The organism is Sphingopyxis italica (assembly GCF_011926545.1).
In the GTDB taxonomy this organism is placed as follows: domain Bacteria; phylum Pseudomonadota; class Alphaproteobacteria; order Sphingomonadales; family Sphingomonadaceae; genus Sphingopyxis; species Sphingopyxis italica.
Genome location: NZ_JAATIT010000004.1, coordinates 363425 through 386674, shown reverse-complemented (window position 1 = coordinate 386674; position 23250 = coordinate 363425). Strand labels below are relative to the sequence as shown.

Sequence of the window (23250 nt, the reverse complement as noted above, 5' to 3'; positions counted from 1 at the left end):
CAAACGCTTGTCGAAATCCCCGCCGCCCTATCCGTACAACCTGCCGCGCAAAGTCAGGCTCTATCTCGGACCGTGGGGTATGGTCGCAATATAGGATTGCGCCCGCGAGGAGTCAACGGCGGCAGCGCGGTCGCCAAAGTGCAGCAATTTCGCAACACTGCTGACACGAACGTCAGCACCGCGCGTTTCGGCGATTGATTGCGCGTGCGGGGAAAGCCAAAGAGCCTTTGGTTTTTCCACTCTCCCATCGTCAACTCTGTTTCAGGAAGCTCGCCATGCGCCACTTTCCTTCTACTATCGCTATAAGCATCGCCCTTGCAACCGCTGCCTGGGCCGCGCCCGCCGCCGCGCAGGACGCACCCGCCGCACCCGTCGTCGAGAGCGACAGCGGCCTCGGCGACATCGTCGTCACCGCGCAGCGCCGCGAGGAAAGCCTGCAGGACGTGCCGGTTTCGGTTTCGGTGCTGTCGGGCGACACGCTCGGCGCGATCACCTCGACCGGCGCCGACGTGCGCGTGCTCGCGGGCCGCGTCCCCAGCCTCAACATCGAGAGCTCGTTCGGGCGCACCTTCCCGCGCTTCTATATCCGCGGGCTCGGCAACACCGATTTCGACCTCAACGCGTCGCAGCCGGTCAGCCTCGTCTACGACGATGTCGTGCTCGAAAACCCGATCCTCAAGGGCTTCCCGATCTTCGACCTCGACCGCGTCGAAGTGCTGCGCGGGCCGCAGGGCACGCTGTTCGGCCGCAACACGCCGGCGGGCATCGTCAAGTTCGACACCGTCAAGCCCGGCAAGACCGGCGGCTATGCGCGCGTCAGCTATGGCCGTTACGGCACCAGTCAGGTCGAGGTCGCGGCCGGCGCCGCCGACGACAGCGGCTTCTCGGTCCGCCTGTCCACCTTGTTCCAGCATCGCGACGACTGGGTCGACAATATCGCGACGACGAAGAAGGACGATCTCGGCGGCTATGACGACATCGCCGCGCGCCTCCAGCTCCAATATGAGAACGGCCCCTTCACCGGCCGCGTGACCGGGCAGGTCCGCGTCTATGACGGTTCGGCAATCATCTTCCGCGCCAACACGCAGGTTCCGGGCAGCAACAAGCTCGTCGGCCTCGGCGGCGCGGGCACCGAGTTCGAGCGCGACAAGGTGTGGCAGGACGGGATCAACTTCCAGAAACTCAACACCTATAACGCCGCGCTGAACCTTGAATATGACTTCGGGCCGGTGACCGCTTACTCGATCACCTCCTACTGGAACGGCAATTTCCGCAGCCGCGGCGACATCGACGGCGGCTTCGGCGCGGCGTTCCTGCCCGAATCGGGCCCGGGCCTGATCCCGTTCCAGGCGCAGAGCCAGGACAATGTGCCGAGCCTCGACCAGTTCACGCAGGAGATCCGCATCGCGTCGAACAACAGCGGCGGGCTCGGCTATCAGTTCGGCGCCTTTTACTTCGACGAAAAGCTCGACATTTCGAGCTTCGAGTTCGGCGGCCCGACCGACGCGACCCCGTCGGCGATCGCGGTCCAGCGTCAGGACAGTGAAGCTTATGGCATCTTCGGGTCGGTCAATTACGCCTTCGACAATGGTTTCAAGCTGCAAGCCGGCGCGCGCTACAACCATGACACGCGCGATTTCGTCGCGTCGCGTCCGGTCGAAACGCGTCCCGACTTCGTCGTCAATCCGAACACGCCGGTCCCGCCGCAGGCCGCGCGCGTCAAGGGCAAGCTGCTGACGTGGGACGCCAGCGCGACCTATGAGGCGTCGGACGCGCTCACCCTCTACGCCCGTGTTGCGCGCGGCTATCGCGCGCCGTCGGTGCAGGGGCGCTTGACCTTCGCACGGACGATCTCGACCGCCGATCAGGAAGAGACGATGTCGTACGAGGCGGGGATCAAGACCGCCTTCCTCGATGACCGCGTCCGCTTCAACCTGACCGGATATTTCTTCGACACCAAGGATCTGCAATTGACCGCGGTCGGCGGCACCGCGAACGTCGCGAGCCTGCTCAACGTCGATGCCAAGGGCCACGGGATCGAAGCCGAGCTGCAGGCGGCGCCCGCGCGCGGGCTGACTTTCTCGGTCGGCGGCGCGTGGAATGTCGCCGAGATCGACGACGCCAATGCCTTCGTCGCGGGCTGTGGTTCGGCGACGCCGTGCACCATACTCGATCCGCAGCGCCCGGGCAGCCCGGGCATCTTCTCGATCGACGGCAATCAATTGCCGCAATCGCCGAAATGGACGCTGAATTGGACCGCGGGTTATGAAATCCCCGTCGGCGACGGCGCCATCTATGCCTTCACCGACTGGTATTATCGTTCGAAGGTCCAGTTCTTCCTCTATCGCTCGGTCGAATTTTCGGACGACAAGATGATCGAGGGCGGGCTGCGCGTCGGTTACAAGACCGACCGCTTCGACGTCGCTGCCTTCGTGCGCAACATCACCAATGATGAATCGCCGACCGGCGGCATCGATTTCAACAATCTGACGAGCTACGTCAACGAACCCCGCATCTATGGCGTCGAGGCGGGCTTCAAGTTCTGACCGAAACGATCCTCCCTGTGCCCCAAGGGCATGGGGAGGATAGTCATCAGGCCACCGGTCCTACCCGTTCGTCGGGTTCGAGCCGGACGAGCGGGCGCTTCCGCCCCGTAAGCTTCGCAAGGAAACGCGGAACCAGCGCATTCTCCTGCGCCCAGTTCCAATAGGCGCCATAGGCGGGATCGGCTAGCAGATGCTTCTCCTCGGTCTTCGCGCGCCAGTAATAGATGCCGCTGACCAGCCCGAGCAGCGCGACGTTGCGCGCGCCCTCGATCCAGCCGCCCGCGGTCACGAGGAAGGGCAAGGAGCCGATCCACCACGTCATATTCTTGGAGATATAGGCCGGGTGCCGCGTATATTTATACGGACCGTGCGTGATGATGCCGCGGTGCGTCAGATTCGAAAAGCGGATGCCGAACGCCATCGTCGCCCAGCTGTAGACCGCGGTGAGCAGCACCAGCAAGGCGCCCCAGACGATCAGCAGCCCCTCGTGACCCGAAAGCCAATAGCCCCAGTCGGAACCGTAAACCTGATAATCGAGCGGGCCGCCGCTCATCAGGATGAACGGCGGGTAGCAGACGAGCGCCGCGACCCACGCCATGCCATAGGGATTGGCGGTGCGGATATGCGCGTCGAGCGGCTTCAGCGTCAATATATAGCCGACCGTCGCGATGTGGACGTCGACCAGATAGAGGAAGTTGATCGCCCACAGCCCGGTCAGATAGGGGTTGGCGGTGACCTCGCTCAGCGGCGCCGTGACCAGCGCCGAAAAATTGCCCGGCACGATCGAGAGCATGAAGGCGGTGAAAAAGCCCTTCACCGCCCAGGCACGCAGATGATGCCCGATCGCCTTGCCATCGACCGGCTGGCCGGCTGCGATCAGCCAGCGCCCGAACTGCCAGCAGCCGTCGCGCGGCTCGATCATGCGGCGATCGAGCCACAGCATATAGGGGACCGAGACGAGCAGCAGCCACGGCGCGACCGTCTCGAGCAGGTTCATCGAAAAGGCGTAATTGCCCTCCCAATAATAGCGCATCGTCGCATAGATCAGCGCGATCAGCCCCCATGTCGCCCACATGCCGGCGAGTTTGGTCAGGCTGGTGTCGAGCGTTTCGCGCCACGGGCGCCGCTGCGCCCAGTCGATTCCGGTCGATGGATTGCGGTGCACCTTGTCGACAAGGACCGACCACAGCACCATCGGCACGCCGCAGGCGAGCACGCTCGCGATCGCCGAATTCGGCCCGCTCATCGCCCCCCGCGATCCCCAGTCGATGCCAAGGAAATTCGCGATTTCGGGCGCGAAGCGCGCAATGAGCAAATAGCTTACCAACCCCGCGAGCCCGACGATGCCGACTCCGGTGCTGACCGCCGAACACGGGCGCGTGGCGCTCGACGCGGATACGTCGTGCGCCGATTCGGACGGAGCGGAAGAAGCGGATTCGGCCATGATATTCATCCGCTTAGACCTAGCCAAAAAGGGTAAGCAAGCCGTCAATATAAAAGCCCGATTCGCCCACCGAATCCAGCCAATTTGGCAGTAGTTGCGCAAGTTGACACCGTTCACCGCGCGATGGTTTCGATTCAACGCGACTCGGCGCGCAAAGATTCGCCTGGGCCCGATCGGGCTGATAAGGCGCGCATCAATCGGGGCGGAGGGCTCCATAAAACAAACAAGATGGGGTCGCCACTTGTCGTCGAAAACAACGGGCCTGCGCGATTTGCGCCAGCGCGTCTCCGCGCTGTTTCAGGACCATGAAATCTTCGTTCGCACGCACGGCCATGTCCGGTTCCTGCGGGTCAGTGCCGTCTGGCAGAAGCGCGTCGCGCTGATCGCCGGCGTCGTGCTGCTCGCTTGGGCGGGCGCGACGCTCGCCGTGCTGATCAACCAGCTGCTCACCGCCGACGAACGCGCCGCGGTCGCGCAGCAGCAAGCCGCCGCCACCGCGTCGGAAGCGCGCATCGCCAAATATCGCGACCGTGTCGCCGAGACCGCCGCCGATCTGGAGGAGCGCCAGGCGCTACTCGAAAGCGTTGCCGAAACCCATTTCGGGATCGATCCAGCGGCGATGCCCGCCGAACCCGCGACGCAGCAGGCCGTCGTTCCCGCCGAACCGGTCAAGACCAGCGCGATCGATCCGAACCTGCCCCCCGAAGCGCAGATTCTCGCGCGGCTCGCCACGCGGCAGGAAGCTTTCGCGGCCCGCCTGCTCGCGGCGGTCGAGGACCGCGCGGCGAATGCCGAAACCGCGGTCGCGGCGCTCGGCCTCAACCCCGACCGGCTCGTCCGCAACGCCGCGGCCGGCCGCGGTGGTCCCTTCATCCCCTATCGCGACCGCATGGGCAAAGCCAAGACGCTCGGCGCCAGCTTCGCGGCGCTCGACAGCGCGCTGTTCCGCATGGAAGTGCTCGAACGCACGCTCGTCGCGGTGCCGTCGGGCAACCCCGCCAATGTGCTGATGATGTCGTCGGGTTTCGGCTATCGCAGTGATCCCTTCACCGGCGCGGGCGCGATGCACGCGGGCCTCGACTTCCGCGGCCCGGTCGGCACGCCGATCCTGTCCGCCGCACCCGGCCGGGTCAGCTTCGTCGGCCGCAAGTCGGGCTATGGCAATGTCGTCGAGGTCGATCATGGCCAAGGCATATTGACACGCTACGCTCACTTGTCGGGCTTCACGACCAAGGTCGGCACGCAGGTCACCGCCGGGCAGCAGATCGCCAAAATGGGCTCGACCGGCCGTTCGACCGGCAGCCACCTGCATTTCGAAGTCCGCCTGAACGGCCAAGCGGTCAATCCACGCAGATTCCTGGAGGCAAAAGCCGATGTTCTCGAAGTCAAAGCCGATGCCCGCCAGCGAGTCGGTTCCGTCGCTGCCGCCCGCGGTGCCCGCGGTGCCCGCTAAGATGGCGACCGGCGCGCGTCATACGACCTTTTCGATCCTGGGATCGGACGTCGTCGTCACCGGCAATGTCGCCGCGAGCGTCGACCTGCATGTCGATGGCAAGATCGAGGGCGACCTTAAATGCGCGAACCTCGTTCAGGGCGAGGCAAGCGAGATCAAGGGCGCGGTGACCGCCGAGACCGCGAAGATCGCGGGTCTGCTCGACGGGTCGATCGAGGCGAAGACGCTGATCGTCCATGCGACCGCACGGATCACCGGCGACGTCGTCTATGAAACGATCACGATCGAGAATGGCGGCAAGGTCGACGGCAAGCTGTCGCATCGCCGCCATGGTGCAGTGGCGGCCAAGGCCCCGCCGCCGCTCGAAGTCGTCGAGAACAAGTCGGCCGCACTCTGATCGGCGCCGCGCATCGGCGCGGCCGCGGTCATTTCGATACGGCGATCTCGCGGCCGGGCGCACGATCAGCGCCGTCGTGGTGTCGCTGGACGGCGACCCGGTTCCGGCCGCCGCGCTTGGCGTCGTAAAGTGCTTCATCGGCGAGCCGGTAGAGCTGCTTGAAGTCGCACGCCGGCCGCACCTCGGCCACCCCGACACTCGCGGTCACCAAGCGTTCGCCCACGACCTCGCTATGATCGCAGGCGGCAATCCCGCGCCGGATGCTTTCGGCGAAGCGGCCGAGGATGATGCCCTCCATCCCGATCGTCAGCAGACCGAACTCCTCGCCCCCCAGCCGCGCGACGGTGCACATCGGACCTTCCCATCGTTCGATCCGGCGACCGATACCGCACAGCACCGCGTCGCCCGCCTCATGCCCATAAATATCGTTGATCGACTTGAAGCGGTCGATGTCGACGAGCAGCAACGCCGCCGGCAGATTATCGGCGCGCGCGCGGTCGAGGAGCGGCGTCACGCTGTCGACGAAGCCGCGACGGTTCGGCAGGCCGGTCAGCGGGTCGCGCCGCGCCAGTCGCTGCGCCTGTGCCTCGGCATCGCGCGCATGGTCGCGCTCGATCCGCAGATGGGCGAGCCGGCGGGTCGCCGCCGCGGCGAGCCACAGGGCCTGCCAGGTCGCCGCAACCAGCACGACGAGTTTGGATCCGCCGCCCCAGAAGCCGGCCTCGATGTCGACGACGTGAATGAAGGCCAGCACCGCCATGGGCAGCCCCCACGCGCCGAGAAAATCGCGCGCCTCGATCGAACCGCGCCGCCACGCCCAGCCGAGATAGAGGGCGACCATAACCAGATCGGCGATAACGAGCAGTCCGAGCAGATCGGCAAGCGCGGCAAGGCCGCCGCCGCGGATGAGCGCGAGCGGAACGCCCGCAAGACCGACGCCGGCTCCGACGAGCAGCGTGGTGGTCCGGAGTCCCTTGGGCACGAGGCCGCGTTCGACGGCGGTTACCGCGCTGGCCGTCGCAACGGCGATTGCGAGGCAGGCGAGGAAGGTTCCGGCCTGCGCCGTGACCGCTCCCGCCGTCGCCGGAACGAATATCAGATGCGCCTGCGACCAGAGCGTGCCCCAGAACAGCATCGTCGCCGCCCAGGCCGCCTGCCAGGCGAGATATTGGCGGCGCACCGCGACGGCGAGCGAGAGGCTGTAGATGCAGCTGACGAGCAGCAGGGTCAGCGCGGCGCCGACCGCCGCCGCCATGCCCGCCGACTGCATTCCCGCCTCATCCTTCGAGACGATCCGCGCCTGGACGAACTGGTATCCCGACAGCCCGTCGAAGCGCATCGTCACGGCGGTGAGCGGCACGCTGCGCCCGGGCGCTTCGAACAATATCTGGCCGCCGGCGCGCCAGTGCGAGGCGAAATCGCCGCTGCGCACCCGCTGCCAGCGCGTTGCGCCGTCGGCATATGAAAAACCGACCGCGAGCCGGTCGAAGCGCGAATTATGGACCATCAGCGCCAGATCGCGGCGCGGCGCGGCACCGTCGAGCGGGGCACGAAGCCAGAGACTTCCCTGCTGATAGCGCGCCGGCGCTCCGCTGCACGAAAAGCGAAGTCCGGACAGGGCATCGTCGCCCAGCGCGGTGCCGCTCACCGCATGGCAAAGGTCGCGCTCGACATCGAGTGCACGCGCCTGCGCCGGGGCCGCGATCAGGACGACCAGCATGGCGAACAGGCCGAGCCAAAGCCGCCCCGCCCATGTTTCCACCAGATCGCCCATCGCAGTCATCGCCGCCATATGGCATCAATGTGTTGTGAATTCTTTGCCATAGGGCAAATTCTCTTCAGCGCGCGGCGGGTCGGCCGACCCGCATGGCGACCGCGACCCGGTCGCCGAGGCCAATGCTCTCCGCTTTCTGCACCGCTAGCTTGACCGGCAACAAATAGCTCCCGTCGCGCGGGAAAAGCGACGTCGCGAATTCCGTCCCGCCGATCGTCGCCACCGCCGGCACAACGCCCCAACCATAGCTTGCCGTCATCGCGGCATAGCGGATCGCGCCGATATGCTCGTCGGGAACGACCGCAAAAAGGAAGGGCGCCGGCCCGCGCCATTCGATGATTTCAGCCCCGAAGCGGAAAGTCTCCATCAGTTCCTCGGCGCCTGGCGGCGATAGCTCAATGCCTCGGCGATATGGATGCGCCCGACCGTTTCAGCGCCCGCAAGGTCGGCGATCGTCCGCGCGACGCGCAGGATTCGCGTATAGCCGCGCGCCGACAGCCGCATCGCCTCAGCCGCCTGGGCGAGCAGTTTACGCCCCGGTTCGTCGGGGGTCGCGACCGCTTCGAGCAGTTCACCGTCGATCTCGGCATTGGTACGGGCTTTGTGCCCGGCGTAGCGCGCGGTCTGCACATCGCGCGCCGCCGCGACGCGCGCCGCGATCTCGGCGCTGCCCTCGGCGGGGGGCGGCAGGACGAGGTCGGCGGCGCTCACCGCCTGCACCTCGACGTGCAGGTCGATGCGGTCGAGCAAAGGCCCCGACAGCTTTGCCTGATAGTCGGCGGCGCAGCGCGGCGCGCGGCTGCACGCGAGCGCGGGATCGCCGAGATGGCCGCAGCGGCACGGGTTCATCGCCGCGACGAGCTGGACGCGCGCCGGAAAGGTGACATGGGCGTTCGCACGCGCGACGCTGACCTCGCCCGTTTCGAGCGGCTGGCGCAGCGAATCGAGCACGCCGCGCTGGAATTCGGGTAATTCGTCGAGAAAGAGCACGCCGAGATGCGCCAGGCTGACCTCGCCCGGCCGCACGCGCAGCCCGCCGCCGACGAGCGCGGGCATCGAGGCCGAATGATGCGGGCTGCGGAACGGGCGGGCGCGGACGAGGCGGCCACCCTCGAGCCGGCCCGCGACCGATGCGATCATCGATACTTCGAGCGCCTCGGCGGGGGTGAGGTCGGGAAGGATGCCCGGCATGCACGCCGCCATCAGCGACTTGCCCGCGCCCGGCGGCCCCGACATCATCAGATTGTGCGCGCCCGCCGCGGCGATTTCGAGCGCGCGCTTTGCCGTCTCTTGTCCCTTGACCTGCGACAGGTCGGCGGTGCGGATCGGCATCTCGACTTCGCCCGGCACAGGCGGGGCGAGCGGCGCATTGCCCTTGAAATGATTGAGCAGCGACAGGAGGTCGGGCGCGCCGATCACCTCGACATTGCCCGCCCATGCGGCTTCAGGGCCCTGGACCGCGGGGCAGATGAGCCCGCGCTCGACGCTGCCCGCGTGGATCGCGGCGAGCAGCACGCCGGGCGACGCCGCGACGCGGCCGTCGAGGCCGAGTTCGCCGACGACGACATAAGAAGCGAGCGTTTCGGGGTCGATGACTCCCATCGCGCCGAGGAGAGCGAGCGCGATCGGGAGATCATAGTGCGAGCCTTCCTTGGGCAGGTCGGCGGGCGACAGGTTGACGGTGATGACCTTGGGCGGGAGCGACAGCCCGATCGCGGCGATCGCGGCGCGGACGCGCTCGCGGCTTTCGCCGACCGCCTTGTCGGGCAGGCCGACGACGACGAAGCGCGGCACGCCGGGCGTGACCTGGCATTGCACCTCGACCCCGCGCGCTTCGATGCCGAGATAGGCCGTGGTTGAAACGACTGCGACCATTTGCTCCCCCGGAACAGCACGATGTGCCCCCTTTGTTCCGAGCCCTCCTTTAGGCGATGTGGCGGAAAGGTCGAGTCTTTTCCGGAAGGTGACGAAGGTGCCGCGGAGCGTGGGGTCGGGCGAGCGTTGACAACATACCAACTGGTCGGTATGTTGATTCACATGACGACGACGAATCGCCCTTCCTCCCCCTCCGCAGCGAGCCCCGCAGCCGCCGCCCGCGTCCCCTCGGCGGGCGGCGGCACCCGCGGCGAGCGCGCGCCGCGCGGCAGCGCGCGGGCCAAGTTGATCGCGGCGGCGCATGCCGCCGTTCGCAAGCAGGGCTATTCGGCGACGACGGTCGACCAGATCTGCGCGGCGGCGGGCGTGACCAAGGGCGCCTTTTTCCATCACTTCGCGTCGAAGGAGGATCTGGCGGTCGCCGCGGCCGAGGGCTGGACCGACCGCGCGCGGCCGATGTTCGAGATGCCGCCGCATGTGAAGCTCGAAGATCCGCTGGGCCGGTTGCTCGGCCATATCGATTTCCGCCTGGCGATGCTCGACGGGCCCACCGAGGATTATACCTGCTTCGTCGGCACGATGGTGCAGGAAGCCTATGCGACGAGCGACCGCATCCGCGCCGCGTGCGAGGCGAGCATCAACGCCTATTGCGAAGCGCTCGCCCCCGATATTCAGGCCACGGTCGATCGTTACGGCGCCCCCGAAGGCGTCACCGCGATCGGCCTCGCGCAGCATATCCAGTCGGTGCTGCAGGGCAGCTTCGTCCTCGCCAAGACGACGAACGACCCCGCGATCGCCCGCGAGAGCGTCACGCACCTGAAGCGTTATGTCCGGATGCTGTTCGGACGCGGAGGCGCGGCATGATGCGACAGGTAATTGCGGCCGCGCGCCGTCCACGCTGATTTCCCATCACCACCCCAAGGAGACAGACGATGCCCCAGATGATTTTCGTGAACCTGCCCGTGACCGACCTTGCAAGGTCACAGGCCTTTTATGAAGCGGTCGGTGCGGTGAACAACCCCGCCTTCACCGACGACACCGCCGCGTGCATGGTCGTCACCGAAGGGTCGATCCACGTCATGCTGCTGACGCACGAAAAATGGGCGACCTTCACGTCGAAGACGATCCCCGACGCGCATACGACCGCGCAGGTCCTGCTCTGCGTCTCGGCCGACAGCCGCGACGAGGTCGACGGACAGGTCGACAAGGCGGTCAAGGCGGGCGGCAAGGCCGACCCGACCCCGACGCAGGATTTCGGCTTCATGTACGGCCGCAGCTACGAAGATCCCGATGGTCATATCTGGGAAGTGATGTGGATGGACCCCACTGCGATCCCGACCGGCGAACCCGCCGAAGCCGCCGCGTAATCGGCGCATAAGGGAGGAGGAAGAGGATGACCGATACGACCCCCAACAAGGGCCAGTTGATCGCCGGCCGCGTGCTTAGCGGCCTCGTGATCCTCTTCCTGCTCTTCGATGCCGGGCTCAAGCTCGTCGCGCCCGAAGTGGCGATCAAATACAGCCCGCCCGGCCTCGGCTGGCCGCTCGAGGTCGGCACGATGTACACGCTCGGCCTGCTGCTGCTGATCCCGACGCTGCTTTATATCTGGCCGCGCACGGCCGTCATCGGCGCGATCCTGATCACCGGCTATCTCGGCGGCGCGATCGCGACCCACCTGCGCATCGGCAGCCCGCTGTTCAGCCACATATTGTTCGGCGCCTACCTCGGCGTGATGCTTTGGGCGGGCCTGTGGCTACGTTCGCCCGCACTGCGCTTGCTGGTGACGCCGCGACGGGCCTGATCGCCCATTCAAAGGCAAATATGCCTGAACACCGTCTTGTAAAAGAAGAGGATGGTTCGATGATACGCCGCTCTCCCCTCCCCATGCTTGCTTCCGCCTTCGCGACGATCGCGGTCGCGGCCGCCCTTGCCGCGATACCGCGGGCGGCGGCGGCGCAGACGCCCGCCGCGAGCCAGCCGGCCGCCGACGCGCCCCGGAACGAACCGAAGCGCGGTCATGTCGATGTCGCCGGCGCCGCGATCCACTATCAGCTGCACGGCGACCTCGGCAGCGGCAAGCGCCCGCTGCTCGTCCTCCACGGATCCTTCATGTCGGGCGATGCGATGATGCCGCTGATCGCGCCCTTCACCGCCTCGCGCCCGGTGATCGCGATCGATGCGCGCGGCCAGGGCCGCTCGAGCGGGGTCGAAAGCGAACTCAGTTACGAACGCATGGCCGACGATGCCGCCGCGGTGCTCGCCGAACTCGGCGTCAAAAAGGCCGACGTCCTCGGCTATTCGATGGGTGGCACGCTGGCGATCGCGCTGGCGGTCCGCCATCCCGACAAGACCGGCAAGCAGGTGATATTGTCGGGCACCTCGCGGCTCGACGGCTGGTATCCCGAAGTGCTGACCGTCATCGGCAAGCTGACCCCCGAGGCCTTTGCCGGCAGCCCGATCGAGAGCGAATATAAGCGCCTGTCGCCGAGTCCCAAAAAGTTCGGGGCGATGATCGAGAAGGTGAAGGCGCTCGACGCCAGGCCCTTCGGCTGGTCCGACGAGGATGTGCGGCGGATTCCCGGCAAGACGATGGTGATCGTCGGCGACGCCGACGGCGTCACGCTCGACCATGCCATCGCGCTGTTCAAGCTGCGCGGCGGCGGCGACGTCGGTGCGGCGACGCAGGGTTTCCTGACCGCGCCGCCGCGCGCTCGGCTCGCGATCCTGCCCGCGACGTCGCACATCGGCATCATGGGCGAAGCGGCGACGATCGCCGCGATGGTGACGCCCTTCCTCGACGACAAGGCGCCGCCGCCGCCGTCCTTTTGATCCCCCCAAGAAGATAAGGAGAGGAGTTTCGCCATGCCCGTAAACCCCGACAGCAAGATCGAAGTCACCGCGTTCGACTGGGTCCCCGACTTCGCGCGCGGCTATGTCCGCGACCTGCGCCCGCGCTGGGCGTGCGAGGAAATCGGCCTCGACTATTCCGAGCATCTGATCAGCGCGGTCAACCGTCCCGCCGACCATTTCCTGTTCCAGCCGTGGGGACAGGTGCCGGTGCTCAACGACAATGGCGTGCGCCTGTTCGAGAGCGGCGCGATCCTGCTCCACCTTGCCGAGAAGGACGAACGGCTGATGCCGCGCGACGCGCAGGCGCGCGCCAACACGCTCGCCTGGCTGTTCGCCGCATACAACAGCGTCGAGCCGATGCTGTTCGAGCTGGGCAATGTCGACATCTTCGCCAGCGACGAGGAATGGGCGAAGCTGCGCCGCCCGAGCCTGATCGAATTCATCCAGGGCCGGCTCGGCCGCCTGAACGATGCGATGGGCGACAAGCCATATCTGACGGGCGCGTTCAGCGTCGCCGACATCGCGATGGCGACGGTGCTGCGCGAAGGTGTTGAAGCCGGGCTGATCGCCGAGCAGCCGCGGTTGCAGGCTTATTTGGACCGCTGCCTCGCGCGGCCCGCCTTCCAGCGCGCGATGGACGCGCAGCTTGCCGCCTTCAGCGACGAAGCGGGTCCACCCGCCGCCTGAAACCCCCTCCACCCCCCTAAAGGAGAGAGAAGATGACCTATGTAGAAGGATTTGTGGTCGCGGTGCCGACCGCCAACAAGGAAGCGTACCGGAAACATGCCGCCGAAGCGGCGCCGCTGTTCAAGGAATTCGGCGTCGCGCGCATGGTCGAATGCTGGGGCGACGACGTCCCCGACGGCAAGGTCAATGATTTCAAGGGCGCGGTGCAGGCGAAGCCCGACGAGACCGTCGTGTTCAGCTGGTTCGAATATCCCGACAAGGCGACGCGCGACGCCGCGAATGAAAAGATGATGAGCGACCCGCGCATGGCACAGATGGGCGGCGAGATGCCGTTCGACGGCAAGCGGATGATCATCGGCGGTTTCGATTCGATCGTCGACGACGCCGGGAAAGGTGGGGCCGACGGTAAGACCGGCTATGCCGACGGTTACATCGTTCCCGTTCCCGACGCGAACAAGGACGCCTATCGCGCGATGGCCGAAAAGGCGTCGCAGGTGTTCCGCGACTATGGCGCGACGCGCGTCGTCGAGGCGTGGGGCGACGACGTCCCCGACGGCAAAGTCACCGACTATGCCCGCGCGGCGCACAAGAAGGACGGCGAGACGGTCGTCTATAGCTGGGTCGAATGGCCCGACAAGGAAACGCGCACCGCGGGCTGGGAAAAGATGATGACCGACGAGCGGATGAAGCCCGATCCCGACAACAACCCGTTCGACGGCGCGCGCATGATCTATGGCGGTTTCGTCCCGATCGTCGAGGCCTGATGCTCTGCTCCTCCCTGTCGCGCAGCGATGGGGAGGTGGCAGCCCCCTTCGACTGCCTTGCAGGCGCTCAGGGTAAACTGCGCCGACGGTGCAGGGCTGACGGAGGGGCGATGGCGCGACGTCGCGGCCCCTCCACCCCTCGCTTCGCGAGCGGTCCCCCTCCCCATGGCTTCGCCACAGGGAGGATCGAGATGAAAAGGTCCGGAAAGATGATCAGACTTTATGGCACTCCCCCCACCCGTGCGGTGCGCGCGATGTGGCTCCTCAATGAACTCGACCTTCCGCATGAAGTGATCCCGGTAGACCTGCACGCCGGCGAGCAGCTGACGCCCGAATTCCTCGTGCTCAATCCCGCCGCGAAGCTGCCGGTGCTGGTCGACGGCGATATGGTGGTGAGCGAATCGGCGGCGATCCAGCTCTATCTCGCCGACAAATATGGCGACCGCTTTCCCGGCGGCGGGCTGATCCCCGATACGGCCGAGGAGCGCGGCCGGATGTATCACTGGCTGTTCTTTCTGATGACCGAGATCGAGGCGCCGCTGTGGCGGGTGGCGCTGCATTCGTTCCTCTATGCCGAGGACGAGAAATCGGACGACGAGATCGCGCTGGCGAAGCGCGACGGCAAGCGCATGGTCGCGGTGCTGGAGCAGCATATGGCGGGGCGCGAGTTCGTCGTCGGCGACCGGGTCACGGTGGCCGATTTCAACGCCGCCTTCACGCTCGACTGGGCGCGCGAGGAGGCGCTGCTGGACGATGCGCCCGCGCTCCGCGCCTATCTCGACAGGATGTATGCGCGCGCCAAGGCGCCGGTGACGATCGCCGCGGCGATGGCCGAGCTGGACGCATGACCCCCGCGGGCGACAAGACGCGCATCGCCGCCTGTTCCTGCGGCGCGGTGACGCTCGAACTCACCGGCAAGCCGATCGTCGCGGCGACCTGTTACTGCCATAGCTGCCAGCAAGCGGGGCGCGCGTTCGCGGCGCTCCCCGGCGCGCCCGCCGTCGTCGGTGCCGATGGCGGCACGCCCTATGTGCTGATGCGCAAGGACCGGATCGAATGGCTGTCGGGATCGGGCGCGCTCGACGAGCATCGGCTGACCCCCGAGTCGCCGACGCGGCGCTTTGTGGCGCGGTGCTGCCATTCGCCGATCGCGCTCGAATTCACCAAGGGCCATTGGCTGAGCGTCTATTCGGACCGCATCGCCGCAGAAGAGCGGCCGGCGGCCGAAATGCGGACGATCGTCGGCGACCGGCCCGAAGGTGTCGAACTGACGGACGACATTCCCAATTACGCCGCGCCGTCGGGCAAATTCCTGTGGCGGCTGCTGACCGCATGGGCCGCGATGGGCTTTCGCGCCCCGCCGATCGAGAAGACGGCGGGATATCAAGGAGAGAGACGATGAACAAAGCATCGAACTTCATCTGGTACGAATTGATGACCCCCGACCCCGCGGGCGCGGCGCGCTTTTACGGCGCCGTCGTCGGCTGGACGATCGCGTCGGCGCCTGATCCGGCAGCGGGTAACATCGACTATCGCATGATCGGACGCGGCGACGGCGGCAATGCCGGCGGGGTGCTCGCGCTGAATGCCGACATGCTCGCGGGCGGCGCGCGGCCGGCGTGGATGGGCTATCTCGAGGTCGCCGACGTCGATGCCACGGTCGCAGCGATCGAGGCCGACGGCGGCGCGGTCCACATGCCCGCGACCGACCTGCCCGTCGGGCGCATCGCGATGGTTTCGGATCCGCAGGGCGCGGCCTTTTACGTGATGGACCCGATCCCGCCCGAGGGGATCGAGGGCATGGAGAGCGACGTCTTTTCGGTCACCGAGGCGCAGCATGTGCGCTGGAACGAGCTCGCGACGAGCGATCCCGGTGCGGCGGTCGCCTTCTATAAAAAGCATTTCGGCTGGGGACAGGAGGGCGCGATGCCGATGGGCGAGCTCGGCGACTATCGCTTCATCCAGCGCGGCGAGGTCGGGCTGGGCGCGGTGATGCCGTTGATGGAAGGCTATCCGGTGCCGGTGTGGAGTTTCTACATCGGGGTCGACGACATCGACCGCGCGCATGCCGCGGTGACCGCGAACGGCGGCACCGTCACCAGCGAGCCGATGGAAATTCCCGGCGGCGAATATGCGATGAACGGCATCGACCCGCAGGGCGCGCCCTTCGGCCTCGTCGGCCCGCGCAAATAGAGGAGAGCGAAGATGGACAACCAGGGTCCGACCGGCGGCCTGACGCCGCATATCGCCATCGCCGACAAGCGCGCGAGCGAGGCGATCGAATTCTACAAGAAGGCGTTCGGCGCGACCGAGAATGTGCGCGTGCCCGCCGACGACGGCGTGCGGCTGATGCACGCGCATCTGACGATCAACGGCGGATCGCTGATGATGCACGACGAATTTCCCGAATATGTCGACGAACCGTCGGGCAAACCCGACGGGGTGATGCTGCACCTGCAGGTCGATGATGCCGACGTCTGGTTCGAACGCGCGGTCGCCGCGGGGGCGAGCGTCGTGATGCCGCTCGACAATATGTTCTGGGGGGACCGCTACGCCCAGTTGAAAGATCCGTTCGGCCACCAATGGTCGATCGGCGGGCCCGTCAAAGGAGAGTGAAAATGACCAACCAACCGACAAGCCAGCCCGTGAGCCTCTGCCTGTGGTATGACAAGGATGCCGAGGAAGCCGCGAAATTCTATGCCGCGACCTTTCCGGACAGCGATGTGGGCGCGGTGCACAGGGCGCCCGGCGACTTCCCCGGCGGCAAGCAGGGCGACGCGCTGACGGTCGACTTCACCGTGCTCGGCATAGCGTGCGTCGGGCTCAACGGCGGCCCGGTCTTTCCGCAGAGCGAGGCCTTTTCCTTTCAGGTCCATACCGACACGCAGGAAGAGACCGACCGTTACTGGAACGCGATCGTCGGCAATGGCGGCCAGGAAAGCGCGTGCGGCTGGTGCAAGGATAAATGGGGCCTCAACTGGCAGATCACCCCGCGCGTGCTGACCGACGCGGCGATGGGCGGCGATCCTGAAGTCGCGAAGCGCGCCTTCGACGCGATGATGACAATGCAGAAGATCGACATCGCGACGATCGAGGCGGCGGTGCGCGGCGAAGCCGTCGGAGCCGGGTGAAGAAAGGCAATCGATGCTGATTTATTACGGACATCCCTTCTCCTCCTACACCTGGAAGGTGCTGATCGCGCTTTACGAGAAGGAGATCGATTTCGACTATCGCTCGGTCGATCCGGCGTTCCCCGATCATATGCCCGAATTGAGGGCGCACTGGCCGGTCGGGCAGTTCCCGCTGCTCGTCCACGACGGTGTTCCTTATTTCGAATCGTCGATCATCATCGAATATCTCGACCACCTCGCCGCCGAGCCGCGCCTGATCCCGCAGGATTTCGACGCGGCGCTGAAGGTTCGCTTCTTCGACCGCATCTTCGACAATCATGTGATGGGCCGGATGCAGGCGGTGGTCGCCGATGCGATCCGCGGGCCCGAAAATCACGTGGCGACGATCGTCGAGCAGTCGCAGGCGGCGCTCGAAACCGTCTATGGCTGGCTCGACAAGGAGTTGGCGGGCGGCGGCTGGGCGACGCCCCATGGCTTCACGCTGGCCGATTGCGCCGCGGCGCCGTCGCTCTTCTATGCCGACTGGGTTCACCAAATCCCCGAGCGGTACGAGAATCTGCGCGCCTATCGCGCGCGGCTGCTCGCACACCCGAGCATTTCGCGCTGCGTCGAGGATGCACGGCCGTATCGCGCTTACTTCCCGCTCGGCGCGCCCGAGCGCGATTGAGCGAGCGTCCCGGAACGGGGTTAACGGCGCGCTGACGCTGCCTGTTTGCCAATTGATCATCGCGCCCGCGCGAAGGCGGACGCATGGTTTCGCCCTCGGCCTTCCTCCGCACGCTGATCGTCGCCGCTTTGGCGGCGGTGCTGGCGTTCGCGCCAGCGCATGCGCAGCAGGTGGTGACGATCACCACAACGACGGTGACGTGGACCTATGAGGATGCGGGCGACGAGGATTATATCGACGAAGACGCCGCGCTGCTGGGCGACGAGGGGCTCGCCGAGGATGCCGAGTTCGCGGCGGCGCGGCGCTACGCCCCATCGGCGACCCTTGCGACGCTTGGCCATGCGAAGGCGCGGTTCGGGCCCTTCGCGGTGGTCGACGGCACGACGGTGCGCATGGCGGGCGACGTCACCTCGGCGACCCCGCGCCAGTTCGCGGCGATGCTCGCGGCCTTTCCGGGGCTGAGGCGGCTGGAGATGGTCGATTGCCCCGGCAGCCTCGACGAGGAAGCCAATCTGATCCTCGCGCGTGCGATCCGCCGCGCGGCGATGGAGACGGTCGTCCCGGCGGGCGGCTCGGTCCGCTCGGGCGCGGTCGAGCTGTGGCTCGCCGGCACCGTCCGCCGCGCCGCGCCCGACGCCGAATTCGGCGTCCACAGCTGGGCCGACGAATATGGGCGCGAGGCGAACGACTATCCCGCGAGCGACCCGGTGCATGCCGAATATCTGGGCTATTATCGCGAAATGGGGATGGATGCCGCGAAGGCGCGCGAATTTTACGCGCTGACCAACGCGACGCCGTTCGACGAGGTGCGCTATCTGACGCGCGGCGATATGGCGCGGTTCGTGATGCTGGATTGATCCCTCCCCTCCCCTCCCCCATCGAGGGGGAGGAGACCGTCGGCGCTGCCTTAACCTTGCAACACGCCGCCGCCTCCCCACATCGCCTCCTATGGCGAGGCGGAGCTTTTATCAGCGATTGCGGTCGAACGCGCAGATGCGTACCGCCTTGTTCGCGCTCGGCATCCTGCTGATGATCGCCGGCATCGCGATCGGGCCGCTGCCGGGTCCGGGCTTCCTGATCGTCTTTCCGCTGGGGCTGATGCTTTGCCTTCAGAACAGCGCGTGGGCGAAGCGCGTTTATGTCCGCTTCAAATGGCGGCATCCCAAATATGGCGACTGGGCCGACCGGATCATGCGCCGCGTCAGCGCCGCGCGGCGGCGGGCGCGCGCCGCGCTCGAAAGAGCCGTGGATGACGATTGACTTTCACCCGACTCTCGCTTATCCGCGCCTCCATCAGTGGCCGCCCACGTTTGGCGGCCCTTTTCTGTTAGAGCCTTGCAAGAGATTTAGGGACAACCGCGATGAAGCGTACCTTTCAACCGAGCAACCTCGTGCGCGCACGTCGCCACGGTTTTCGTGCCCGCAAGGCGACGGTTGGCGGCCGCAAGATTCTGGCCAACCGCCGCGCGCAGGGCCGCAAGAAACTGTCGGCCTGAGGGCCGGCTCTGCACCGGCCGAGCTGGTGCGAACGCTTTCAAAACGGTGTGAATTTCTGGCCGCGAATCGCGGCCTTCGCTTTCCCATGCCCGGCTTCGTCCTGCTCGTCCGCCATCGCGGCGACGGCGACGATGTTTCGGGCATCGGCTATACGGTCAGCAAGAAGGTCGGCAACGCGGTCACGCGCAACCGGATGAAGCGGCGCTTTCGCGAACTCGCGCGCGCCGCGCTTCCCGTCGCGGGGATCGCCGGCGCCGATCATGTGCTGATCGGACGCCCGGGGGCGAACGAGATGGACTTTGCCGAGTTGGGCGAACATCTCGATTCGGCGCTGACGCGCGCGGCGAAGAAACTGGCGCGATGAAACCCCCTTCCCCGCTCCCGCCCCTTGCCCTCTCCCCTTCAGGGGAGAGGATAGCCGAGCTTGCTCCGCAAGGAGCTAGCGAGGCTTGGAGAGGGGAAAGCGGCGTTGACATTGGCCTTCCCCCTCTCCAACTCCGGCTAGGCGTTGCGCGCCAAGCCTCCATATCCCCTCCCCTGAAGGGGAGATGGCGGCGAATCGCGCGTGAAGTTCGGCAGTTTTCCGGGCTTTTAGTATGATCGCCCGCCTGCTCATCCTGATCGCGCGCGGCTGGCAGCTTGGTCCTTCGCGTATCCTGCCCCCCACCTGCCGCTATGCGCCGTCGTGCAGCGAATATGCGATCGTCGCGCTGCGGCGCCATGGTGCGATCAAGGGTGGCTGGCTGGCGACAAAGCGGCTATTGCGCTGCCATCCTTGGGGGGGTCAGGGTTATGACCCGGTTCCATAGCAACCATATTCCCCGACATTTTTGAGACGAAGAGAGACCGAAAAGCGTGGACGACAAGCGTAACCTGATCGCGGCAATCCTGTTGTCGGTGGCCATCCTGCTGGGCTGGAATTTCGTCTCGGAGAAATTCTTTCCGACCCCCGACAAGCCCGACGTGACCACGACGGTCGCCGGCGCCGACGGCGCGGCGCCCGCCGCGACGCCGGCGACGCAGGGCCAGCCGAGCGCGCTGCCGGCGCCGGGCGCCCCCGCCGCTGCCGCCGCGCAGGCGATCCGTCCGGTCAATGTGGTGCTCGCCGAAGGGCAGCGCATTCCGATCGAGACGCCCGCGATCAAGGGATCGATCAATCTGGTCGGCGCGCGCATCGACGATGTGACGCTCAGCAAATATCGCCAGACGATCGAGAAGGATTCGCCGGCGGTGCGCCTGTTCGCCCCGGGCGGCACCGAGGCCGCCTATTTCGCGAGCCTCGGCTGGGCGGCGCAAGGCATCGCGGTGCCGAACGCCAATACCGTCTGGACCGCGACCGGCGGCAAGCTGACCCCGACGACGCCGGTGACGCTGAGCTGGGCGAATGCGACCGGGCAGAATTTCCGCATCGAATATAGCATCGACAGCAATTACCTGATCACCGCGAAGCAGACGATCGCCAACACGGGCACCGCGCCGGTCTCGCTTAGCAGCTTTGCGCTGATCGACCGCCTCGGCAAGCCGACCGACCCGCACGAGCAGGACAGCTGGACGATCCACGTCGGCCCGACCGGCTATCTGGGCGGCAAGTCGGTGTTCGACACCGATTATGACGATGTCGAGGAAGCGCCGAACCGCACCGTCCGTTACGATTCGGCGGGCTGGCTCGGCTTCACCGACAAATATTGGCTCGCCGCGATCGTCCCGGCAAAGGGCGAGCGCGTGACCGCCGCGATCAGCTCGCCGAGCGCGAACAATTATCAGACGCTGTTCGCACGCGATTTCCGCCAGGTCGCTCCGGGCAAGCAGGTCACGACGACGAGCCGCATCTTCGCCGGCGCGAAGGAAGTGAACATCCTGTCGAAATATCAGGACGACCAGGGCATCACGCGCCTGTCGAACGCGATCGACTGGGGCTGGTTCGAATTTTTCGAGGTGCCGATCTTCAAGCTGCTCGACTGGCTGTTCAAGCAGGTCGGTAATTTCGGCGTCGCGATCATGGCGCTGACGCTGATCATCCGCTTGCTGATGTTCCCGATCGCGCAGCGCCAGTTCGGATCGATGGCGCAGATGCGCCTCGTCCAGCCGAAGATGAAGGCGCTGCAGGAACGCCACAAGGACGACAAGCCCAAGATGCAGCAGGAGCTGATGAAGCTCTATAAGGACGAGAAGATCAATCCGCTCGCCGGCTGTCTGCCGATCGTCATCCAGATCCCGATCTTCTATGCGCTGTACAAGGTGCTGATGCTGACGATCGAAATGCGGCACCAGCCGTTCATCCTGTGGATCAAGGATCTGTCGGCGCCCGACCCGCTGCACATCCTCAACCTGTTCGGCCTGCTGCCCTTCACCCCGCCGTCGATCCTGTCGATCGGCATCCTCGCGGTGATCCTGGGCATCACGATGTTCCTGCAGTTCCGCCTGAACCCGCAGGCGACCGACCCCGTGCAGCAGCAGGTGTTCAAGATCATGCCGTGGCTGTTCATGTTCATCATGGCGCCGTTCGCCGCAGGCCTGCTGCTCTACTGGATCACCAACAATATCCTGTCCATCGCGCAGCAGCAGTGGATGTACCGCAAGTTCCCGCAGCTGAAGGCGGCACCGGCCAAGTGAGCGAAATCGAACTCGACCCCGGGGCCGACCCCGGACGGGCGGAGCGCGCGCGCAAGCTGTTTTCGGGGCCGATCGCGTTCCTGAAATCGGCGCCCGCGCTCCAGCACCTGCCGGCGCCGAGCGCGCCCGAGATCGCGTTCGCGGGCCGATCGAACGTCGGCAAGTCGTCGCTGCTCAACGCGCTCACCAACCGCAACGGGCTGGCGCGCACCTCGGTGACGCCGGGGCGGACGCAGGAGCTCAACTATTTCGACGTCGGCGAGCCGCTGATTTTCCGGCTGGTCGACATGCCGGGCTATGGTTTCGCCAAGGCGCCGAAGGATGTCGTCAAGAAATGGCGCTTTCTGATCAACGATTACCTCCGCGGCCGCGCGGTGCTGAAACGCACCCTCGTGCTGATCGACAGCCGTCACGGGATCAAGGACGTCGACCGCGACGTGCTCGAAATGCTCGACACCGCGGCGGTCAGCTATCGCATCGTCCTCACCAAGGCCGACAAGATCAAGGCGACCGAACTCGAAGCCGTGCAGGCCGCGACCGAAGCCGAGGCGCGCAAGCACCCCGCCGCGCACCCGCAGGTGATCGCGACGAGCAGCGAAAAGGGCATGGGGATCGCCGAGCTGCGCACCGCGGTGCTGGAGGCGGTGGAGAGTTAGTTTTCTCGCGCATTCCTCTCCCCTCCCGCTTGCGGGAGGGGTCGGGGGAGGGCATGTCATAAGGGACTTTGGGCCGAAACAGGCCCTCCCCTAACCCCTCCCGCAAGCGGGAGGGGAATCTGGAGACCCCATGAAACTCTTCCTCGGCAACAAGGCCTATTCCAGCTGGAGCCTGCGCGGCTGGCTCGCGGTCAAGCATAGCGGCCTGCCGTTCGAGGAAGTCACCGTCCCGCTTTACGACGAGGATTGGTCGAACCGGCGCGAGGGCGACGAGTTCGCGCCGTCGGGCGGCAAGGTGCCGATCCTGTGGGACGGCGACGATATCGTCGTGTGGGACAGCCTCGCGATCATCGATTATCTCAACGAAAAGACCGGCGGCACGAAGGGTTTCTGGCCCGGCGATATGGCGGCGCGCGCGATGGCGCGGTCGATGGCGGCCGAAATGCACTCGAGCTTTGCCGCGCTCCGCCGCAACCACAGCATGAATATCCGCCGCATCTATCCCGCGGCCGAACTGCTTCCCGAAGTGCAGGCCGACGTCGTGCGCATTTTTCAGATCTGGGCCGAGGCGCGGGCGCGTTTCGGGGGCGAAGGCGATTATCTGTTCGGCGACTGGTCGGCCGCCGACATCATGTTCGCGCCCGTCGTCACCCGTTTCGTCACTTACTCGATCCCGCTGCCGCGCTTTGCCGCCGCCTATTGCCAAGCGGTGATCAGCCATCCGTGCATGCAGGAATGGATCGGCGGCGCGCAGGCCGAGGATTGGGTGATCGAGGCGTTCGAGGGGCCGGTCGAGGGATAGGAGGGGGGTTTCGGAAGGTCTGAAAGCGGCCGGTAGCCGCCGCTAGATTTTCCAAACCCGTTCGCATCGAGCGAAGTCGAGATGCCCCTCGGGC

At 66.1% G+C, this 23250-nt stretch carries 27 protein-coding genes; 23 read left to right on the top strand and 4 right to left on the bottom strand.

Features of this window, described 5'->3' with window-relative positions; genetic code table 11:
* Positions 1-275: 275 nt before the first annotated feature.
* On the top strand, positions 276-2546 hold the full coding sequence (locus GGR90_RS16260; RefSeq protein WP_167922430.1) for a TonB-dependent receptor: 2271 nt from the start codon (positions 276-278) through the stop codon (positions 2544-2546).
* Between the two features lie 46 nt (positions 2547-2592).
* On the opposite strand, the gene GGR90_RS16255 is transcribed toward GGR90_RS16260, so the two are convergent.
* Entirely contained in the window at positions 2593-3990 is a 1398-nt protein-coding gene (locus GGR90_RS16255; protein ID WP_381448619.1) for a methyltransferase family protein, read from the bottom strand.
* A gap of 241 nt (positions 3991-4231) precedes the next feature.
* On the opposite strand from GGR90_RS16255, the gene GGR90_RS16250 reads away from it, so the two are divergent.
* Both GGR90_RS16250 and GGR90_RS16245 read left to right on the top strand, forming a co-directional pair.
* Positions 4232-5443, top strand: a complete 1212-nt coding sequence (locus tag GGR90_RS16250) for a M23 family metallopeptidase (RefSeq protein ID WP_167922428.1) — start codon at positions 4232-4234, stop codon at positions 5441-5443.
* On the top strand, positions 5385-5840 hold the full coding sequence (locus tag GGR90_RS16245) for a bactofilin family protein (protein WP_425337882.1): 456 nt from the start codon (positions 5385-5387) through the stop codon (positions 5838-5840). The genes GGR90_RS16250 and GGR90_RS16245 overlap by 59 nt, the downstream gene beginning before the upstream one ends.
* A 28-nt stretch (positions 5841-5868) precedes the next feature.
* Here the strand turns inward: GGR90_RS16245 and GGR90_RS16240 are convergent, their stop codons facing one another.
* Genes GGR90_RS16240 through GGR90_RS16230 form a run of 3 tightly spaced genes read right to left on the bottom strand, consistent with a single transcriptional unit; the run spans position 5869 to position 9489 of the window.
* A complete protein-coding gene (locus GGR90_RS16240) occupies positions 5869-7632 on the bottom strand; it encodes a GGDEF domain-containing protein (protein ID WP_245198733.1) in 1764 nt (587 codons plus the stop codon).
* Positions 7633-7678: 46 nt separating this feature from the next.
* A complete protein-coding gene (locus tag GGR90_RS16235; protein ID WP_167922427.1) occupies positions 7679-7981 on the bottom strand; it encodes a DUF1905 domain-containing protein in 303 nt (100 codons plus the stop codon).
* A complete protein-coding gene (locus GGR90_RS16230) occupies positions 7981-9489 on the bottom strand; it encodes a YifB family Mg chelatase-like AAA ATPase (protein ID WP_167922426.1) in 1509 nt (502 codons plus the stop codon). Before GGR90_RS16230 ends, GGR90_RS16235 begins: the two co-directional genes overlap by 1 nt.
* 162 nt (positions 9490-9651) lie before the next feature.
* Here GGR90_RS16230 and GGR90_RS16225 point away from each other — a divergent pair, with 162 nt between their 5' ends.
* The 20 genes from GGR90_RS16225 (at position 9652) to GGR90_RS16130 (ending at position 23156) form a co-directional block, all read left to right on the top strand.
* Positions 9652-10353 (top strand): TetR/AcrR family transcriptional regulator, encoded by a 702-nt coding sequence (locus GGR90_RS16225; protein ID WP_167922425.1) that lies wholly within the window; start codon positions 9652-9654, stop codon positions 10351-10353.
* 68 nt (positions 10354-10421) lie between these two features.
* Positions 10422-10856, top strand: coding sequence for a VOC family protein (locus tag GGR90_RS16220; protein WP_167922424.1), 435 nt, complete (start codon positions 10422-10424; stop codon positions 10854-10856).
* A 26-nt stretch (positions 10857-10882) separates the two neighbouring features.
* Positions 10883-11290 (top strand): DoxX family protein, encoded by a 408-nt coding sequence (locus GGR90_RS16215; protein WP_167922423.1) that lies wholly within the window; start codon positions 10883-10885, stop codon positions 11288-11290.
* Between the two features lie 83 nt (positions 11291-11373).
* Positions 11374-12318 carry an alpha/beta fold hydrolase gene (locus tag GGR90_RS16210; RefSeq protein ID WP_167922422.1) on the top strand — a complete coding sequence of 315 codons (945 nt, stop codon included), beginning with the start codon at positions 11374-11376 and terminating at the stop codon, positions 12316-12318.
* A gap of 33 nt (positions 12319-12351) precedes the next feature.
* Positions 12352-13026, top strand: coding sequence for a glutathione S-transferase family protein (locus GGR90_RS16205; RefSeq protein ID WP_167922421.1), 675 nt, complete (start codon positions 12352-12354; stop codon positions 13024-13026).
* Positions 13027-13058: 32 nt separating this feature from the next.
* Entirely contained in the window at positions 13059-13790 is a 732-nt protein-coding gene (locus GGR90_RS19780; RefSeq protein WP_167922420.1) for a DUF1428 domain-containing protein, read from the top strand.
* 209 nt (positions 13791-13999) lie between these two features.
* Positions 14000-14638: a glutathione S-transferase family protein gene (locus GGR90_RS16195; RefSeq protein WP_167922419.1), complete on the top strand. Its 639-nt coding sequence runs from the start codon at positions 14000-14002 to the stop codon at positions 14636-14638.
* Positions 14635-15192 carry a GFA family protein gene (locus GGR90_RS16190; protein WP_167922418.1) on the top strand — a complete coding sequence of 186 codons (558 nt, stop codon included), beginning with the start codon at positions 14635-14637 and terminating at the stop codon, positions 15190-15192. Before GGR90_RS16195 ends, GGR90_RS16190 begins: the two co-directional genes overlap by 4 nt.
* Positions 15189-15983: a VOC family protein gene (locus GGR90_RS16185; RefSeq protein WP_167922417.1), complete on the top strand. Its 795-nt coding sequence runs from the start codon at positions 15189-15191 to the stop codon at positions 15981-15983. The genes GGR90_RS16190 and GGR90_RS16185 overlap by 4 nt, the downstream gene beginning before the upstream one ends.
* Before the next feature lie 12 nt (positions 15984-15995).
* Positions 15996-16406, top strand: a complete 411-nt coding sequence (locus GGR90_RS16180) for a VOC family protein (RefSeq protein WP_167922416.1) — start codon at positions 15996-15998, stop codon at positions 16404-16406.
* 2 nt (positions 16407-16408) lie between these two features.
* Positions 16409-16921 (top strand): VOC family protein, encoded by a 513-nt coding sequence (locus GGR90_RS16175; protein ID WP_167922415.1) that lies wholly within the window; start codon positions 16409-16411, stop codon positions 16919-16921.
* 13 nt (positions 16922-16934) lie between these two features.
* The gene (locus GGR90_RS16170; RefSeq protein WP_167922414.1) at positions 16935-17588 is read left to right on the top strand and encodes a glutathione S-transferase family protein; all 654 of its coding nucleotides are present in this window, start codon (positions 16935-16937) and stop codon (positions 17586-17588) included.
* An 83-nt stretch (positions 17589-17671) separates the two neighbouring features.
* Positions 17672-18445 carry an alpha/beta hydrolase gene (locus GGR90_RS16165; RefSeq protein WP_167922413.1) on the top strand — a complete coding sequence of 258 codons (774 nt, stop codon included), beginning with the start codon at positions 17672-17674 and terminating at the stop codon, positions 18443-18445.
* A 91-nt stretch (positions 18446-18536) separates the two neighbouring features.
* Positions 18537-18848 (top strand): PGPGW domain-containing protein, encoded by a 312-nt coding sequence (locus GGR90_RS16160; RefSeq protein WP_245198732.1) that lies wholly within the window; start codon positions 18537-18539, stop codon positions 18846-18848.
* 101 nt (positions 18849-18949) lie between these two features.
* Entirely contained in the window at positions 18950-19084 is a 135-nt protein-coding gene (rpmH, locus tag GGR90_RS16155; protein ID WP_039570342.1) for a 50S ribosomal protein L34, read from the top strand.
* Between the two features lie 26 nt (positions 19085-19110).
* The gene (gene rnpA, locus GGR90_RS16150; RefSeq protein ID WP_167922412.1) at positions 19111-19449 is read left to right on the top strand and encodes a ribonuclease P protein component; all 339 of its coding nucleotides are present in this window, start codon (positions 19111-19113) and stop codon (positions 19447-19449) included.
* A gap of 232 nt (positions 19450-19681) precedes the next feature.
* A complete protein-coding gene (yidD, locus tag GGR90_RS16145) occupies positions 19682-19894 on the top strand; it encodes a membrane protein insertion efficiency factor YidD (protein WP_167922411.1) in 213 nt (70 codons plus the stop codon).
* 46 nt (positions 19895-19940) lie between these two features.
* Positions 19941-21698 (top strand): membrane protein insertase YidC, encoded by a 1758-nt coding sequence (gene yidC, locus GGR90_RS16140; RefSeq protein ID WP_167922410.1) that lies wholly within the window; start codon positions 19941-19943, stop codon positions 21696-21698.
* Positions 21695-22354 (top strand): ribosome biogenesis GTP-binding protein YihA/YsxC, encoded by a 660-nt coding sequence (yihA, locus tag GGR90_RS16135; protein WP_167922409.1) that lies wholly within the window; start codon positions 21695-21697, stop codon positions 22352-22354. Before yidC ends, yihA begins: the two co-directional genes overlap by 4 nt.
* A 130-nt stretch (positions 22355-22484) precedes the next feature.
* Positions 22485-23156, top strand: a complete 672-nt coding sequence (locus GGR90_RS16130; protein ID WP_167922408.1) for a glutathione S-transferase family protein — start codon at positions 22485-22487, stop codon at positions 23154-23156.
* The last annotated feature ends 94 nt before the right edge of the window (positions 23157-23250 follow it).

Excerpts from the sequence above, each read along its gene's own strand:
- GGR90_RS16260 (WP_167922430.1), top strand. The coding sequence starts at position 276 with ATGCGCCACTTTCCTTCTACTATCGCTATAAGCATCGCCCTTGCAACC.
- GGR90_RS16255 (WP_381448619.1), bottom strand. The coding sequence starts at position 3,990 with ATGGCCGAATCCGCTTCTTCCGCTCCGTCCGAATCGGCGCACGACGTA.
- GGR90_RS16245 (WP_425337882.1), top strand. The coding sequence starts at position 5,385 with ATGCCCGCCAGCGAGTCGGTTCCGTCGCTGCCGCCCGCGGTGCCCGCG.
- GGR90_RS16240 (WP_245198733.1), bottom strand. The coding sequence starts at position 7,632 with ATGGCGGCGATGACTGCGATGGGCGATCTGGTGGAAACATGGGCGGGG.
- GGR90_RS16235 (WP_167922427.1), bottom strand. The coding sequence starts at position 7,981 with ATGGAGACTTTCCGCTTCGGGGCTGAAATCATCGAATGGCGCGGGCCG.
- GGR90_RS16230 (WP_167922426.1), bottom strand. The coding sequence starts at position 9,489 with ATGGTCGCAGTCGTTTCAACCACGGCCTATCTCGGCATCGAAGCGCGC.
- GGR90_RS16225 (WP_167922425.1), top strand. The coding sequence starts at position 9,652 with ATGACGACGACGAATCGCCCTTCCTCCCCCTCCGCAGCGAGCCCCGCA.
- GGR90_RS16220 (WP_167922424.1), top strand. The coding sequence starts at position 10,422 with ATGCCCCAGATGATTTTCGTGAACCTGCCCGTGACCGACCTTGCAAGG.
- GGR90_RS16215 (WP_167922423.1), top strand. The coding sequence starts at position 10,883 with ATGACCGATACGACCCCCAACAAGGGCCAGTTGATCGCCGGCCGCGTG.
- GGR90_RS16210 (WP_167922422.1), top strand. The coding sequence starts at position 11,374 with ATGCTTGCTTCCGCCTTCGCGACGATCGCGGTCGCGGCCGCCCTTGCC.
- GGR90_RS16205 (WP_167922421.1), top strand. The coding sequence starts at position 12,352 with ATGCCCGTAAACCCCGACAGCAAGATCGAAGTCACCGCGTTCGACTGG.
- GGR90_RS19780 (WP_167922420.1), top strand. The coding sequence starts at position 13,059 with ATGACCTATGTAGAAGGATTTGTGGTCGCGGTGCCGACCGCCAACAAG.
- GGR90_RS16195 (WP_167922419.1), top strand. The coding sequence starts at position 14,000 with ATGATCAGACTTTATGGCACTCCCCCCACCCGTGCGGTGCGCGCGATG.
- GGR90_RS16190 (WP_167922418.1), top strand. The coding sequence starts at position 14,635 with ATGACCCCCGCGGGCGACAAGACGCGCATCGCCGCCTGTTCCTGCGGC.
- GGR90_RS16185 (WP_167922417.1), top strand. The coding sequence starts at position 15,189 with ATGAACAAAGCATCGAACTTCATCTGGTACGAATTGATGACCCCCGAC.
- GGR90_RS16180 (WP_167922416.1), top strand. The coding sequence starts at position 15,996 with ATGGACAACCAGGGTCCGACCGGCGGCCTGACGCCGCATATCGCCATC.
- GGR90_RS16175 (WP_167922415.1), top strand. The coding sequence starts at position 16,409 with ATGACCAACCAACCGACAAGCCAGCCCGTGAGCCTCTGCCTGTGGTAT.
- GGR90_RS16170 (WP_167922414.1), top strand. The coding sequence starts at position 16,935 with ATGCTGATTTATTACGGACATCCCTTCTCCTCCTACACCTGGAAGGTG.
- GGR90_RS16165 (WP_167922413.1), top strand. The coding sequence starts at position 17,672 with ATGGTTTCGCCCTCGGCCTTCCTCCGCACGCTGATCGTCGCCGCTTTG.
- GGR90_RS16160 (WP_245198732.1), top strand. The coding sequence starts at position 18,537 with ATGGCGAGGCGGAGCTTTTATCAGCGATTGCGGTCGAACGCGCAGATG.
- rpmH (WP_039570342.1), top strand. The coding sequence starts at position 18,950 with ATGAAGCGTACCTTTCAACCGAGCAACCTCGTGCGCGCACGTCGCCAC.
- yidD (WP_167922411.1), top strand. The coding sequence starts at position 19,682 with ATGATCGCCCGCCTGCTCATCCTGATCGCGCGCGGCTGGCAGCTTGGT.
- GGR90_RS16130 (WP_167922408.1), top strand. The coding sequence starts at position 22,485 with ATGAAACTCTTCCTCGGCAACAAGGCCTATTCCAGCTGGAGCCTGCGC.